We start from the raw sequence: 14,507 nt of genomic DNA, 5'->3' as shown, positions 1-14,507 counted from the left end.
TTTCTGTTTACGCAAAAGAGGTAATGAGACGGCGTTCATGTGAAAATGAGACGCCCTTCATCTTCGCAGCCGAGGGCCGACGGGTTTTTCAACGGGGTGGCCTGAATTAATCCGCCGTCCGTTCCCGGGCAGGGCGGCGACGGCACGGAATGGCTTTTCCATTCAGCGCATACCGGACGACTCGCCGTCGGGGGACGTCCGCGCCGCCCGCCGAACGGGCGCGCGAGGGGTCATGGTGTGCGGGACACGGAGAACGGGCGGGCACACCCTGCCCGGTTGGCACCCGGCCCGTGCGGAGCGGGGGCACCCGGCCCGTACGGCATCCGCCACCCGGCTCGTACGGCATCGGGCACCTGGCACCTGGCACCGAAGAGGAGAGATGCATGGACACCACCCCGGCGACCGTCGCGGGAGTCACCGTCCCCGACAGCCGACTGGTCCGCGAGGCCACCGAACTCGTGCGGGAGGCGGCCTCCCCCACCGTCTTCCACCACTCCCGGCGGGTGTTCTTCTGGGGCACCCTGCGCGGGCGGTCCCGCGGGCTGCGCGCGGACCCCGAACTCCTATACGTCGGCGCCCTCTTCCATGACCTCGGTCTCACCGACCGCTTCAGCGAGAGCGAGCAGCGTTTCGAGATCGACGGCGCGGACGAGGCCCGCGGCTTCCTGCGGGGGCACGGCGTCCCGGAGGCCGCGGCGGGGCTGGTCTGGCAGGGGATCGCCTTGCACACCACCCCGGAGATCCCCTGGCACATGGCTCCCGAAGTCGCCCTCGTCACCGCCGGGGTGGAGGTCGACGTCCTCGGGATCGGTCTCGGCGAGATCGAGCCGGCGTCGCTCACCGAAGTCGTCGCCCTGCATCCGAGGCCCGACTTCAAGCGGCGCATCCTCCAGGAGTTCACCCGGGGCGTCGCCCACCGCCCGGCGACGACGTTCGGCAACGTCAAGGCCGATGTGCTGGAACGGTATGTGCCCGGGTACGAGCGGGAGAACTTCGTCGACGTCATCCTGGAGTCCGACTGGCCCGAATGACCGAGCCCGGCCACTCCGCCGCCCTCGGCGGGCCGGCCGGAGCGGCGAGCGGGGGGAACGGCCGGACGAGCGGCGGCCGGTCTCATGAGCCGCCGCCCGGCCGCTCCCCCGCCCAGGTGCCGTTCCGTGCCGCCCGATTGCCTTCCCCGTACCCCGGGATCCGGCCAGGGGCGCCCGGGTCCACCCCCGTCCTCCCGTCACCGTGACCCCTCGCGAGAGCGTCACGGTGTCCCTCACGGGGCCGGCGATTGCGCCGGAAACGGGCGGTGCGGGGAAGCGCACACCCGCTCCGGGCAGGAGCGGGACGGGTGCTCGGGGCGGACGCCGGGCGTGTGTCCGACCGCTCGTGCCGCGCCGATCGGGCTTACGATGAGAAGGTCCCCTCGCAGCCTGGGAAGGGGGCCACCATGGCGCCCCGGCACATCGCGGAGGCGGCACTGGCCGGCCTCCGGCAGGAACTGACCGGCGAGGTCTTCGCCCCCGTGGACGCGGGGTACGACGAGGCCCGCACCATCTACAACGGAATGATCGATCGGCGTCCGGCGCTCATCGCCCAGTGCGGGACGGGAGCCGATGTCGCACGTGCCGTCCGCTTCGGCCGTGAACACGAGCTGGAGATCGCGGTACGCGGCGGCGGGCACAGCGTCGCGGGCATGGCCGTCAACGACGACGGCCTGGTCGTCGATCTGCGCCGGATGCACGGTGTGGTCGTCGACCCCGAGGAGCGTACGGCCCGTGTCGGCGGCGGTGCGACCATGAGCCATCTGGACCGTGCGACCCAGCCGCACGGTCTGGCGACCACGGGCGGCCGGGCCTCCACCACCGGTGTCGGCGGCTTCACGCTCGGCGGGGGATCGGGCTGGCTGGAGCGCAAGTTCGGGCTCGCCTGCGACAATCTGGTGTCGGCCGAGCTGGTGACCGCGGACGGCACCACTGTGCACACGGACGCCGACGACGACCCGGAGCTGTTCTGGGCGCTGCACGGCGGGGGCGGCAACTTCGGGGTCGCCACCTCCCTCACGCTGCGGCTGCACCGGCTTCCCGTGTTCTCGATGGTGCTGCTGCTGTTCCTGCCCGAGAAGGCGGGGGATGCCCTGCGCGCGTACCGCGACCTCATGGAGGCCGCACCCGACGAGACCGGCGGCGCGCTCATCTATCTGACGGCGCCGCCCGAACCGTTCGTGCCCGAGCATCTGGTCGGCAGGCTGGTCTGCGCGACGCTGGTCACGTACACCGGTACGGAGGCCGAGGCCCGCGAGACCGCCGGATCGCTGATCGCGCTCCCGCACGAGGCCGAGGTCATCACCGAGGTGCCGTACGCGGACCTCCAGTGCATGCTCGACGACCCCTCCGGCCTGCGCAATTACTGGTCCGCCGAGTATCTGACGGGCTTCCCGGACGACGCCGTGGAGGTCTTCCGCTCACTGGCGGACACCATGCCGGTGCCGACGGCCTCACAGCACATCATGTTCCCGATGGGCGGCGCGGTGGCGGGCGGCGCCAAGGACTACCCGCTGCCCTGGCGCACCTCTCCGTGGGCCGTGCATCCCTTCGGGGTCTGGGAGAACCCGGCGGGCGACGGACGCGCACGGGGCTGGGTCCGTGGCGTACGGGCCGCGATGCGGCCGTGGGCGATCGACTCGGTCTATCTGAACTTCATCGGGTTCGAGGGCGAGGAACGGGTCGTCGCCTCCTTCGGCGAGCGGAACTACCGGAGGCTGGCCGCCGTGAAGGCACGGTACGACCCCGACAATGTGTTCCGGCGCAACCACAACATCCGGCCGGAACTCCCGGTCGCGGTGTGAGCGCCGCCGATGCGGGCCCAGGGGGCCGGGGCCGTGTCCAGGGCCGCCTCCCGGACTGGGCGGCCGTGGTCGTTCCTCCGGTGGCGGGGGAGCTCCAGGGGGCCGCGGCGGGTCGTGCGGTGACCGGCTGTGGGTTTGTTCCCGACGGCGGCCGGACCGGGGCTCGCGCGGGCCGGCGGGGCGTGGGCTCAGGCGGGGCGGCGGGTCCCGTCCTCCCGCATGACGGAGAGGAGTTCACGGGCAGTCAGGGCGGCCTGGAGGCGCAGGGTGACCTCCGGGTCGAGCGGGTTGGCGTCCAGGAGTTCGCGGATCTGGCCGACCCGGTAGCCGACGGAGTTGCGGTGCAGATGGAGGAGTTCCGCGACGGCGGCGCGGCTGCCCTTGGTCGCGAGCCACGCGCTGAGTGTGTTCACCCACTCCTCCCGCTCCAGTATCGGGCCGAGATGCTGCTCGACGAATGCCTGAAGGCGCTCCGGGGAGACGCCGAAGAGGAGTTGGGCCAGGCCAAGTGACGCGAACTTCAGCTCCACCTCGCCGGGGCGCCTGCGGAGCAGACCGAGAACCGTCTCGGCGTCGCGGAAGGAGCGCGCCGTCTCCCGTACGTCGGAGACCACGGGCCCCGCCGCGGCGAGCACCGGGCCCTCGCCGACCATGCCCTGGAGCCGGACGCGTATCCGGGTGATCTCCCGGTCGATGTCCCCCTCCAGGACGGCGAGACCGAACGGGCCGTCCTGCCGGACCGGCATCTCCAGCCAGGACAGGGCGGTGGACCAGGTGCGCTGGTTGGGGCCCGCGTAGGCGAAGACGACCGCCGCGTGCGGCCGGTCCAGGCGCAGACCGAACCGGGCGGCCGTACGCAGGACCTCCAGGTGGTTGCGCAAGGCGCCGTAACGCAGCTCGTCGATCAGCCGTCCCGCGGTCTCGGTGGTGGCCGCGGCGACGGCGTCACGGCGGATCGCCTCGATCGCGACCGCCGTCGAGGCCGCGCTCAGGACGGCCTCGTCCTCGGGGGCGGCGGTGCGTGCGGACCCGCCAAGCAGCAGCAGACCCACCCGGCGTTCGCCCGCGCGCACCGCGCGGGCGGTGGCGTGCCAGCCCGGCTCGCAGGTCACGGTGGCCGGGCCGTCCCCGGCGAAGACCTGGGCGACGCTCACGGGTGTCATGGACGCCGTGCCGTCGTCGGTGGCGGCGAGCACTCCCCCGTGCACCCCGACCAGGCGGACCGGCCGCCCGGTGTGATGGGCGACGGCACGGAGAATGGCCGGCCAGCCGTCGCCCGACAGGGCGAGAGTGTTGAGCCTTCGCTCCAGCGCTTCGGCCTCCCGGGTAGTGAGGCTCTGACGGACTTCTCTCCCGACGGTCTGGCTCATGGTGCTCCGCACTACTCGGTCGGCGAATGGTCCAGCCGGTCGCCGCGCTGGCCGATTCCACAGGTGGTGCCGTGATCGCCGATATCCCCGATATACCGAAATCCCCGACTCGGAGGTGTTGGTATCGGGAACGTATCCCGTGACGATCGACTTTCGCTACGCCCTCTACCTCCTGAATGACGGAAGGTGCGGCCCTCGCCGTCCCGACGGGTCACCGCATTCCCGCATGCGGACGGGCACGGGTATCGCGAACGGCGGGGTACCCATGGCACGATGCCGAAATGTCTTCTTATGGCGAGATATTTAGCGACCACACGGTCACGGGCGCTTCGGAGGCCAAAGCCGCTGCTCAGGCGGTCGTCGACCGGGCCGCGCCCGAACTGGTCGCGCTCAGCCACCGTCTGCACGCCCATCCCGAACCGGGGTTCGAGGAGGAGCGCGCCCGCGACTGGATCGGCGAACTCCTCACCGCGAACGGCTTCGCCGTGACCCCGGGCGTCTGTGAACTCCCCACCGCGTTCGTCGCCGAGCGCGGGAGCGGGCCGCTGGTCCTCGGCATCTGCGCGGAGTACGACGCCCTGCCCGGCATCGGGCACGCCTGCGGGCACAATGTGATCGCGTCGGCCGCCGTCGCCGCCGGGCTGGCCCTGGGAGCGGTCGCCGATGAACTGGGCATCACCGTCAAGGTCCTCGGCACGCCCGCCGAGGAGAACGGCGGCGGAAAGGTCCTGATGCTGGAGCGCGGCGCCTTCACCGGCGTCCACGCCGCGATGATGGTGCACCCCGCGCCGCGCGAGCGCCTCGATCCGGTGTGCCTGGCCCGTGCGCAGCTCCGGGTCCGTTACGAGGGCCGGGCCGCGCATGCCTCCGCCTGCCCCGAGGACGGCCTCAACGCGGCCGACGCGCTCACCGTCGCCCAGGTGGCGCTCGGTCTGCTGCGCCAGCACATGACCCCCGACCAGCGGATCCACGGGATCACCACGCTCGGCGGCCAGGTGCCCAATGTGATCCCCGAGCTGACGGAGGCGGTGTACTACGTACGGTCCGCCACGCTGGCGGACCTCACGGAGCTGGAGGCCCGCGTCCGGGAGTGCTTCGAGGCGGGCGCGGTGGCGACGCGGACCCGGCTGACGATCGGCTCCGACTCCCCCGCGTACTCGCACTTCCGTCATGACCCCGGCCTCCTCGCCGCGTATGAGCGCAACGCGCTCGCCATCGGGCGGCGGTTCCCGCCCGGGGAGCCCGCGGACGACCGCCAGGCGGGCTCCACGGACATGGCGAACGTCTCCCTGGCGCTTCCCTCGATCCAGCCGCTCGTCTCCATCGGCTCCGGCACGGTGGGTCTCCATCAGGCGGAGTTCGCGGCCTGCGCGGCCCGGCCGGAGGCGGACCGGGCGCTGCTGGAGGGCGGGCTCGCGATGGCGTGGACGGGGGTGGATGTGGCGCGGGACGTGGTGGAGCGGGGGCGGCTGTTGGGTACCCGGTGAAGCCGGGCGGGGGCTTGCGGGGTACTCCGTGAGGCCCGGCACTGGTCGCCGGGGCCGTGCGGGTCCCGTCCGCCGTGAGCGCGGCGGTGCCCGCCGGGCGGGGCCGCGGTTGCGCCGGGCCTTGTCGGGTCCGGGTTTCTGTCGGGCTTCCGGGCCCGCCGGCTCAGGTCCCGGCCGGGCCCGGGCACCCGCCGGGGCCGGCCCCGGACCCCGCTCCTCAAACACCGGAGAGGCTGAAACACCACACCCCCGCCCTCGCCCGACAAGAGTGTCCGCCAGACCCGCCGGACCCAGGTGCGCCGTCATGACGGGGTGTCTGCTGTGACCACCCTGGCCGCCTTCAGGTACGCCTCGGCGTTGCGTCGGGTCTCGGAGACGCTGTCGCCTCCGAACTTCTCCAGTACCGCGTCCGCGAGGACCAGGGCGACCATCGCCTCGGCGACGACTCCCGTGGCGGGGACGGCGCAGACGTCACTGCGCTGGGCGATGGCCTTCGCGGGGTCGCCGGAGCGGATGTCCACCGTGGACAGGGGACGGGAGAGCGTGGAGATGGGCTTCATCGCCGCCCGGACCCGCAGGGCCTCCCCCGTGGACATTCCGCCCTCGATACCGCCGGTGCGTTCGGTGATACGGCGGACGGCGAGCCGTCCCGGGGCCGCTCCGGTGACACCCTCGATCTCGTCGTGGGCGAGGGAGCCCCGGCGGGAGGCCGTGGTGAAGCCGTCGCCGACCTCGACGCCCTTGATGGCCTGAATACCCATCAGCGCACCGGCCAGCCGGGAGTCCAGGCGGCGGTCCCAGTGGACATGGCTGCCGAGGCCCGGCGGCAGGCCGTGGACGACGACCTCGACCACGCCGCCGAGGGTGTCCGCGTCCTTGTGCGCGGCGTCGATCTCCGCGTCCATCGCGGCGGAGGTCGCCGGATCCAGGCACCGTACGGGATCCGCGTCCACCGCGTCGCGGGAGCCGCGTACCGGCACCAGGCCGTCGGGGAGGGCGACCGCCCCGATCCGTACGACATGGCTGATCACCTCCGCGCCGAGGACCTGGTGCAGAAACGCCCGTGCCACCTCGCCGAGCGCGACCCGGGCGGCGGTCTCCCGGGCGCTGGCCCGTTCCAGGACGGGCCGGATGTCCTCGAAGTCGTACTTCTGCATACCCGCGAGGTCCGCGTGGCCGGGCCGGGGCCGGGTCAGGGACGCGGCCCGGCCCCGGTCGGGGAAACGGCCGGGCTCGTCGAACCTCCGCCCCTCGCCGTCCGCCGGGTCGGGGGCCATCACCTCGGACCACTTGGACCACTCGGTGTTGGCGATACGGACGGCGACGGGCCCGCCCATGGTGCGCCCGTGCCGGACGCCTCCGTTGATCTCCACCTGGTCTCGTTCGAGCTTCATCCGGGCCCCGCGCCCCTTGCCGAGCCGCCGCCGGGCCAGCGCCTCGGCGAGGTCGCCGGTCGAGATCTCCACACCGGCGGGCATACCCTCCAGCACCGCGGTCAGGGCGGGTCCATGGGACTCCCCCGCGGTCAGCCATCGCAGCATGTTCGTGCCTTTCGTCATTGTCCGTCCGTGGTCGCGCGAGCGGGCCGCGGCCCGCGGTTCAGGTCAGCAGCAGCGCCACCCCCGCCACCGTGCCCACCACGACGACCACCGCCCGCAGGACCGCCGGGGGCACCGCCCGGCCCAGCGCGGCGCCGAGCAGCCCGCCGGGTACGGAGCCGAGGGCCACCAGGAGCACCGGCAGCCAGGCGACGTCGGCGGTGAGGGTGAACAGCACCGCCGCGACCAGGTTGACCAGCGCCTGGAGCAGGTTCTTCAGGCCGTTGAGCAGCCGCAGATCGTCGTCGAGGGCGATCGCGAGCTGGGCGAGGAGCAGCACGCCCTGCGCGGCGCCGAAATAGCCCCCGTACACACTCACCGCGAAGACGGCGGCGGGCAGCGCGCGGCCCGTGGTGCGCGGGGGCCCGGTTGCGGTACGGACGCCCCGCCCGTCGCCGTACGGGACCGCCCGCTCGCGCCGCTCGGCCACCAGCCGGGTCAGCCGTGGCTGAAGTGCCATCAGCAGCGCCGCCAGCAGCACCAGGACGGGCACGACGGCGCTGAAGGACCGGGCCGGGAGGCCGAGCAGCAGCAGCCCGCCCGTCAGACCGCCGAGGACGTCCGCGAGGGAGAGCGGGAGCAGCCTGGCCTTGTGCGCGGCGAGTTCGCGCCGGCAGCCGTAGGCGCCGCTGAGCGAGCCGGGGGTGAGTCCGATGGTGTTGGAGACATTGGCGACGACGGGCGGGTGGCCGAGGGCGACCAGGACGGGGAAGGTGAGCAGCGAGCCGGAGCCGACGACGGTGTTGAGCGTGCCGGCCGCCAGTCCGGCGGCCAGCACGAGGGCGATGTCGGACGCGGTCACGGGACGGCCGGCACCGTCACGGGCGAACCGGATTCCGTGCGGGCCGGTGAGGGCGGGGGCGGCGAGGGCGTCCCGGGTATCAGGACGATCTTGCCCATGGTCCGTCCGCTCTCCAGCCGGCGATGGGCCGCGGCGGCTTCGGAGAGGGGCAGGAGGGTGTCCACGACGGGTTCGAGGTCGCCCTCGATGCCTCCTCCGTCGCCGAGGCAGAAGTCGATCATGGCACCGAAGTCGGCGTATCCGCAGGACCCCGCTCCCAGGAGGGTGATGCCCCGGTGGAAGGCGTGCGGCAGGTCGAACGCGGCGGTTGAGCCGGTGGTGTCGCCGCAGAAGACCAGCCTTCCCCGCAGCCGCAGCGCGTGCAGCGACGGCTGGAACAGGGCGGGCCCGATATGGTCGAGCACCAGGTCCGCTCCCGCTCCCCCGGTGGCTTCCCGGACCCGGGCGGCGATGTCCTCCGTACGGTTGTTGATGACCGCGTCCGCGCCGAGCCTCGCCATGTGCGCCAGCTTCCCCGGCGAGCCGGAGGTGACGAGGACGCGGGCGCCGATACGGCGGGCGATATGGACGGCGGCCATGCTCACTCCGCTGCCTCCGCCGTGGACCAGCACACTCTCCCCGGCGCGCAGTTCACCGCGGACGACGAGGGCCTGCCAGGCCATGCCGTACGCGGTGGGCAGCGAGGCGGCGGCGACATGGCCGGTGCCGGGCGGGAGGAGGTGGGTGTGGGTGGCGGGGACGGTGACCAGTTCGGCGTACCCTCCGGGGCGGTTGCCGCCGACCACGGCGGCGCTCTCGCAGTAGGCGTCGTGGCCGGCGGCGCAGTCGGGGCAGCCGCCGCAGGCCACGGTGGGGTTGACCACGACCCGGTCGCCGGCGTTACGGCTCCGCGTGCCCGGACCGAGCGCGACGATGTCACCGGCGATGTCCGTGCCGGGGACATGCGGCAGCCGGAAGCCGGGGAGGACGGCGGGACCGCGCCGCTGGAGCAGATCGAGCCGGTTGACCCCCGCGGCGCGTACGGCGATCAGGACCTCGCCGGGACCGGGCACGGGATCGGGCAGTTCGGCCTCCTCCAGGGTCTCCGGTCCGCCGTGACGGGTGTGCAGGACGGCTTTCATGTGACCCCCCGGACGAATGGGACGCCGAGCGCGCCGGGTGCCCGGTGGCTCTTGGCGAAGAACATCATCGCGATCAGGGCGAGCAGATAGGGCGCCGCGATGAGCAGTTGGGCGTTGAGCTGGAGGCCGAGGGCCGGCAGGGCGAGGCGCATGGCGTCGGCGGCGCCGAAGACGAAGCAGCCGATCATGGTGCCGCGCAGGGTCCAGCCGCCGAAGATGACGGCGGCGATGACGACGAAGCCGCGGCCCGCCGTCATGTTCTGGTTGAACATGCCGACTTCGCCGACCGCGAGGTAGGCGCCCCCGAGTCCGGCGAGCACACCGCAGATCAGCAGCGCCTGCCGGCGGCGCCTGCGGACGTCGATGCCGGTGACATCGGCGGACTGCGGGTTCTCGCCGGCGGACCGCAGATCCAGTCCGAACCGGCTGCGCTGGACGAGCCACCACACGAACGGGATCAGGGCGACGAGCAGATAGACGGGCCAGCGGTGGGAGAACAGCACGGGCCCGAGCAGTGGGATGTCGGAGAGGAAGGGGATGTCGACCGCGCCGGCCTGCCGGTCCTTGTCGAGGGTGACGGAGTCGAGCAGAAAGCTGGTGAGGCCGAGAACGAGCGCGTTGAGCACCAGTCCGACGACATAGGTGTTGACGCCGAGGCGATGGCTGAACTCGGCGTGGACGAAGCCGATGACGAGCCCCGCGGCCATGCCGGAGATCAGCCCGAAGGAGGCGGAGCCGGTGAGGGTCGCGCCCAGTACGGCGTTGAACGCGCCGCCGAGCATCATCGCCTCGACGGAGATGTTGATGGTGCCCGCCCGCTCGGCGATGTACTCGCCGCAGGCGGCGAAGGCCAGGGGCACGGTGAGCCGCACGGCGCTGGCGAGGATCACGGACGCCTCGTCGATCATGGTGCCTCCTCAGGCTTCCGCGGTACGGACGGCCCTGCGCCGCCGGAGGGCGGCGAAGGCCGTGGGGAAGACGACGGCGAGGACGAGCAGGGCCGTCACGACGGCGACGATGTAGCGGGGGACGCCGGTGGCGGCGAGGAAGCCGCCGCCCGCGCGCAGCGCGCCGAAGAACAGGGCGACGGGGATCGCGCGCAGCGGGTGGTCCTTGGCCACCAGGGCGACGAGTAGTCCGTCGAAGCCCACATTGCCCGCGAAGCCGTCCTGGACGCGGTAGCCGCTGCCGGTGAGCATCGCGCCGCCCGCGAGCCCGGCGAACGCACCGGAGGTGAGGAGGGCGCCGCCGCCCACGACGACCGCGCCGACACCGGCCCGGTGTGCGGCCTTGGAGTTGAGGCCGAGGAGCCGGATCCGAAAGCCCCAGCGGCTGTGGCCGAGGGCCAGATACACGGCGATCGCCAGCACGACGGCGAGGAGGATGCCCGCGCCGACGTTGAATCCGGGGAACTCGCCGAAGCGCGGCAGCCACACGGACTCGCGGAGCATGTCCGACTGGGAGGTGGTGGTCTGGCCCGGGAGCGCGGTCTCGCGCAGGAGGTAGTCGCGGTTGACGGCGAAGGAGACCACCTGGGCGGCGACGAAGACGAACAGCAGGGTGCTGATGACGACGTCGACCCCGCGCCAGTAGTACAGGACCGCGGCGATTCCGGCCCACAGGGCGCCCCCGGCGGCGGCACACAGCAGGATCATCGGCAGCACGAGCCAGCCGGGTCCGGGGACGAACAGGCCGACGCCCGCGCCGACGGCCGCCCCGATGAGGACCTGGCCCTCCTGGCCGATGTTGAAGATGCCCGCCTTGGCGGCGACGACCGAGCCGACGGCGACCAGCAGCAGCGGGGCCGCCTGGTCGACGCTCTCGCCGAGGGACGCGCCGCTGCCGAGACTGCCCTCGTACATCGCGACGGCCGCGTCCCAGGGCGACTTGCCGACGACGGCGATCAGCGTCGCCGCGATACCGAAGGCCACGGAGAGCGCGGCGGTGTAGAGGGCGGGGGTCCGCAGCCGCGTGCCGAGCGGCGGGCGGGGCGGTGGGCCGCCGGGGTCCGGCGGCCCCGGGGCCCCGGAGGCCCGCGGAGCCTCAAGGAGTCCGGTCATGCGGTCTGGCCTCCCATCATCAGGCCGAGGCGTTCGACGTCGACGTCCGCGCGGTCCATCCCGCCGACGATCGTTCCGCGGTGGATCACCGCGATCCGGTGGGACAGGGTGAGGATCTCGTTGAGTTCGGTGGACAGCAGCAGCACGGCGATCCCGCTGCCGGCGGCGGCGTGCAGCCGCTCGGTCATGTACTCGATCGCGCCGATGTCGAGTCCACGGGTGGGCTGGGCGGCGACCAGGACCCGGGGGCGTCCCGAGAGTTCCCTGGCCAGGACGACCTTCTGCTGGTTGCCGCCGGAGAGCAGCCGCATGGGGGTGTCCGGGGACGGCGTGGCGATCTCGAACTCCTCGATGAGACCGCGGGCCCGCTCGGCGAGCCGTCCGCGGCTGAGGAATCCGCGTCTGCTGACCGCCCCGATATCGGCCATGACGAGGTTCTCGGCGACGCTCATGTCCAGGACGCAGCCGGAGGCGTGCCGGTCCTCGGGGATCACCCCGATCCCGGCGGCGCCCATGGCTCCGGGGCGTCCGGCGGCCACGGTCGCGCCGTCGACCTCGACCGTGCCGGAGGTGAGCGGCAGCAGACTGGAGAACAGATCGCCCACGGCGGCCTGTCCATTGCCCTCGACCCCCGCGATACCGAGGATCTCGCCCTCGCGCAGTTCCAGCGACAGTCCCCGGAGCAGCGGAATCCGCTCGGGGCTCATCGCGTGCGCGTCCCGGATCCTCAGGAGCGGCCGGGTGGCGGCGGCGGAGCCTCCGACGGATACCGCGCCGGGAGCGGGGGCGCCGTTCCCGGCGTACGCCCGGCCCGGCGTGGAGGTGCCGGCTCCGCCGGACGTTCCGCCGGGTGGCGCCGCCGGTGCCGGTGCGTCATCACGGTCCGCCGGTACGGCCGTCCGGGCGGCGGCCGTGGTGGTGGTGCCGTTCGTGGCCCCGGGCTGTCGGGCCGTGGTCGAGGGCTGCCCGCCCGTGGGCGTGGTCCCTCCGGCCGTGACGAGGTCCGGTCCGGCGGTGGCGGGGCCGTCGTCCGCGCCGCTGGTGCCAGGGGTCCCGGAGGGTTCGGCGGCGACTGGCACGGTCGGCGCCGGTCCGGCCGCCCCGCCCGGTGCGGTGGGTACGGGCGGGGCTCCGGGAGCTGAGGGGCGTACGGGCGGTGTGGAGGAGCCGGTCACCCCGGGGAGGCCGGCGGCCCCGGGGGCGGTGGCCGCGGGCGGGCCGGAAGCGTCCGGCGCCGGGGCCCCCGGCTCGTACCGCTCCTCGATCACTTCGAGCGGTGAGCCGCCCTCGGGCTCGGTGCGGCCGGGCTCGATGAGGGCGTCCAGCGCGCCGACCGCTGTCGCGGCCGTCCACTTGGACAGTTCCCGGCCGACCATCTCGCGGGCGAGGGAGCGTTCGTCGGTCTCGGCGGTGATCCGGCGGCCGACGACCCGGCCCTGCCGCATGATGGTGACGCGGTCGGTGGCGTGGATGATCTCGTCCAGCTTGTGGCTGATGAGGATCACGGCCTTGCCGTGGTCCGCGACGACCCGGCGCAGCACGGTGAACAGGTCCCGCGACTCCTCCAGGGTGAGCACCGAGGTCGGCTCGTCGAGGACGAGGACATCGGGGTCCCTGCGGAGGCACTTGACGATCTCCACCCGCTGGCGCTCACCGGTGGAGAGGTCCTCCACCCGGGCGTCGGGGTCCACCGCGAGGCCGTAGCGCCCGCCCACCTCCCGTACCAGCGACCGGATACGGTCGCGGTCGACCCGCCCCCGGTCGCCGAGGGCGATGTTCTCCCACACGGTGAGCCTGCCCACCAGGCTGAAGTGCTGGTGCACCATGGCGATCCCACGGGCGGCGGCCATGAGCGGGTCGGCGATCTCCTCGGCCCGTCCGCGCAGCAGGATCCGTCCCGCGTCGGGGGTGACCAGGCCGAGGAGGATCTTCATCAGCGTGCTCTTGCCGGCGCCGTTCTCGCCGAGCAGTCCGTGGATCTCGCCCGCCGACACCTGGAGGTCGACCTCGCCGCAGGCGCACACCGGGCCGAACCGCTTGCTGATGCCGAGCATCTGCAGCGCGGGCGCGCCGGCTCCGGGGGCGAGGGCGGGCACCGGGTCCGGTGCGGTGCGGCTACTGCTTGCCTGCGACGGCGTCATCGACGTTCAGCCTTCCGCTGCCGATGTCCTCGATGAGCTTGTTGAGCTTCGCCTCCTGGTCGCCCTTCGGCTCACAGAGCTTGACGGTGGGCACGGGGTCCTTGCCGAGGTGCCACTCACGGGCGACTCCCATGCGCAGGGTGCCCTCCTTGAAGTCCTTGAGCGCTCCGGCGAAGTAGGCGCCGGGGCTGAAGATGACGGAGATCGCGTACTTCACCCCGGCGCCCGCGGCCCCGCAGCGGTCGGTACCGGGGGTCAGCGCCGGGACGCCCTTCTGATTGGCGATACGGGTGACGGAGTCGGTGGCACCGCCGAGATAGGGGTAGATCACCTTGACGCCCTGGGAGAGCTGGGCGTTGGCGGCCTCGTTGGCCTTGCCGGAGTCGTTGAAGTCGCCGGTGTAGTTCTCGATCACCTCGGCGTCGGGGACGACGGACTTGATACCCGCCGTGTACGCCTTGGCGACGGCCCGTGCGAAGTCGAGGTCGGGGCCGGTGATGTAGCCCGCCTTCTTGCCGCCGTTCTCCTTCAGGATGAGCCCGGCGGCGTAACCGGCCGCGTACAGGCTCTCGTTGATGAAGTCGACGGACTGGGTGAAGGCCGGTGTCTGCTTGACCCCCTGGCCGCCGCTGATGTACCAGGTGACACCCTTGCACTGGGGCTCGGTGGAGGCGGAGAGCGCGTCCTTCAGCTCGCTGGCGCCGATCGCGACCATGTCGACTCGCTGGAGGCAGAGATTGCGTGCCTGCTGGACTGCGTCGGCGGGGTTGATCTTGTCGACGACGGTGAGCTTCCAGCCGTTGACGTCGGCGAACTTCCGGGTGTCGTCGACGAAGCTCTGGTAGTAGCCCTTGTCCTTGGTGTCGCCCGGGCTCATCACACCGATGACGACCTTGCCGTCGCGGTTCACATCGGGCTCGTTCCCGGGCAGGGTGCCCCCGGCCCGGGTCCCGGTGGCGGCGGCCTTGCCGGTGCCGCTTCCCTTCGGCGACTTCGGCTTGTCCGTCTGGGGGTCCCCGCAGGCGGTCAGCAGCAGTCCCGGTGCTATCACCAGGGCTGCGACGGTTCTCAGCATCTTGTTCATGGCATGTC

General features: G+C 72.7%; 11 protein-coding genes. 3 read left to right on the top strand and 8 right to left on the bottom strand.

Going from position 1 to position 14,507, the window contains the following annotated elements; genetic code table 11:
* Nucleotides 1-383: 383 nt before the first annotated feature.
* Both ACIBCM_RS05985 and ACIBCM_RS05980 read left to right on the top strand, forming a co-directional pair.
* Nucleotides 384-1,031 carry an HD domain-containing protein gene (locus tag ACIBCM_RS05985; RefSeq protein WP_399240669.1) on the top strand — a complete coding sequence of 216 codons (648 nt, stop codon included), beginning with the start codon at nucleotides 384-386 and terminating at the stop codon, nucleotides 1,029-1,031.
* A 407-nt stretch (nucleotides 1,032-1,438) separates the two neighbouring features.
* Nucleotides 1,439-2,836 carry an FAD-binding oxidoreductase gene (locus ACIBCM_RS05980; RefSeq protein ID WP_399240667.1) on the top strand — a complete coding sequence of 466 codons (1,398 nt, stop codon included), beginning with the start codon at nucleotides 1,439-1,441 and terminating at the stop codon, nucleotides 2,834-2,836.
* A 188-nt stretch (nucleotides 2,837-3,024) separates the two neighbouring features.
* On the opposite strand, the gene ACIBCM_RS05975 is transcribed toward ACIBCM_RS05980, so the two are convergent.
* Nucleotides 3,025-4,206 carry a PucR family transcriptional regulator gene (locus ACIBCM_RS05975; RefSeq protein WP_399240665.1) on the bottom strand — a complete coding sequence of 394 codons (1,182 nt, stop codon included), beginning with the start codon at nucleotides 4,204-4,206 and terminating at the stop codon, nucleotides 3,025-3,027.
* Between the two features lie 281 nt (nucleotides 4,207-4,487).
* On the opposite strand from ACIBCM_RS05975, the gene ACIBCM_RS05970 reads away from it, so the two are divergent.
* Complete coding sequence (locus ACIBCM_RS05970; RefSeq protein ID WP_399240663.1) at nucleotides 4,488-5,693, top strand: M20 family metallopeptidase; 1,206 nt, start codon at nucleotides 4,488-4,490, stop codon at nucleotides 5,691-5,693.
* A gap of 302 nt (nucleotides 5,694-5,995) precedes the next feature.
* Here the strand turns inward: ACIBCM_RS05970 and aroC are convergent, their stop codons facing one another.
* Genes aroC through ACIBCM_RS05935 form a run of 7 tightly spaced genes read right to left on the bottom strand, consistent with a single transcriptional unit; the run spans nucleotide 5,996 to nucleotide 14,499 of the window.
* Entirely contained in the window at nucleotides 5,996-7,252 is a 1,257-nt protein-coding gene (gene aroC / locus ACIBCM_RS05965; protein ID WP_399240661.1) for a chorismate synthase, read from the bottom strand.
* A 40-nt stretch (nucleotides 7,253-7,292) separates the two neighbouring features.
* The gene (locus ACIBCM_RS05960) at nucleotides 7,293-8,093 is read right to left on the bottom strand and encodes a sulfite exporter TauE/SafE family protein (protein WP_399240659.1); all 801 of its coding nucleotides are present in this window, start codon (nucleotides 8,091-8,093) and stop codon (nucleotides 7,293-7,295) included.
* A complete protein-coding gene (locus ACIBCM_RS05955; protein WP_399240657.1) occupies nucleotides 8,090-9,214 on the bottom strand; it encodes a zinc-binding dehydrogenase in 1,125 nt (374 codons plus the stop codon). Before ACIBCM_RS05955 ends, ACIBCM_RS05960 begins: the two co-directional genes overlap by 4 nt.
* The gene (locus ACIBCM_RS05950) at nucleotides 9,211-10,122 is read right to left on the bottom strand and encodes an ABC transporter permease (RefSeq protein ID WP_399240655.1); all 912 of its coding nucleotides are present in this window, start codon (nucleotides 10,120-10,122) and stop codon (nucleotides 9,211-9,213) included. The genes ACIBCM_RS05955 and ACIBCM_RS05950 overlap by 4 nt, the downstream gene beginning before the upstream one ends.
* Before the next feature lie 9 nt (nucleotides 10,123-10,131).
* Nucleotides 10,132-11,274 carry an ABC transporter permease gene (locus ACIBCM_RS05945; protein WP_399240653.1) on the bottom strand — a complete coding sequence of 381 codons (1,143 nt, stop codon included), beginning with the start codon at nucleotides 11,272-11,274 and terminating at the stop codon, nucleotides 10,132-10,134.
* Nucleotides 11,271-13,415, bottom strand: coding sequence for an ABC transporter ATP-binding protein (locus ACIBCM_RS05940; protein WP_399240651.1), 2,145 nt, complete (start codon nucleotides 13,413-13,415; stop codon nucleotides 11,271-11,273). The genes ACIBCM_RS05945 and ACIBCM_RS05940 overlap by 4 nt, the downstream gene beginning before the upstream one ends.
* Complete coding sequence (locus ACIBCM_RS05935; RefSeq protein WP_399240649.1) at nucleotides 13,390-14,499, bottom strand: BMP family ABC transporter substrate-binding protein; 1,110 nt, start codon at nucleotides 14,497-14,499, stop codon at nucleotides 13,390-13,392. Before ACIBCM_RS05935 ends, ACIBCM_RS05940 begins: the two co-directional genes overlap by 26 nt.
* Between the last annotated feature and the right edge of the window lie 8 nt (nucleotides 14,500-14,507).

Source organism: Streptomyces sp. NPDC051018 (assembly GCF_044456085.1).
Classification (GTDB): domain Bacteria; phylum Actinomycetota; class Actinomycetes; order Streptomycetales; family Streptomycetaceae; genus Streptomyces.
Note: the sequence above shows the minus strand (reverse complement) of the source record. Positions and strands in the feature narration are given on the sequence as shown.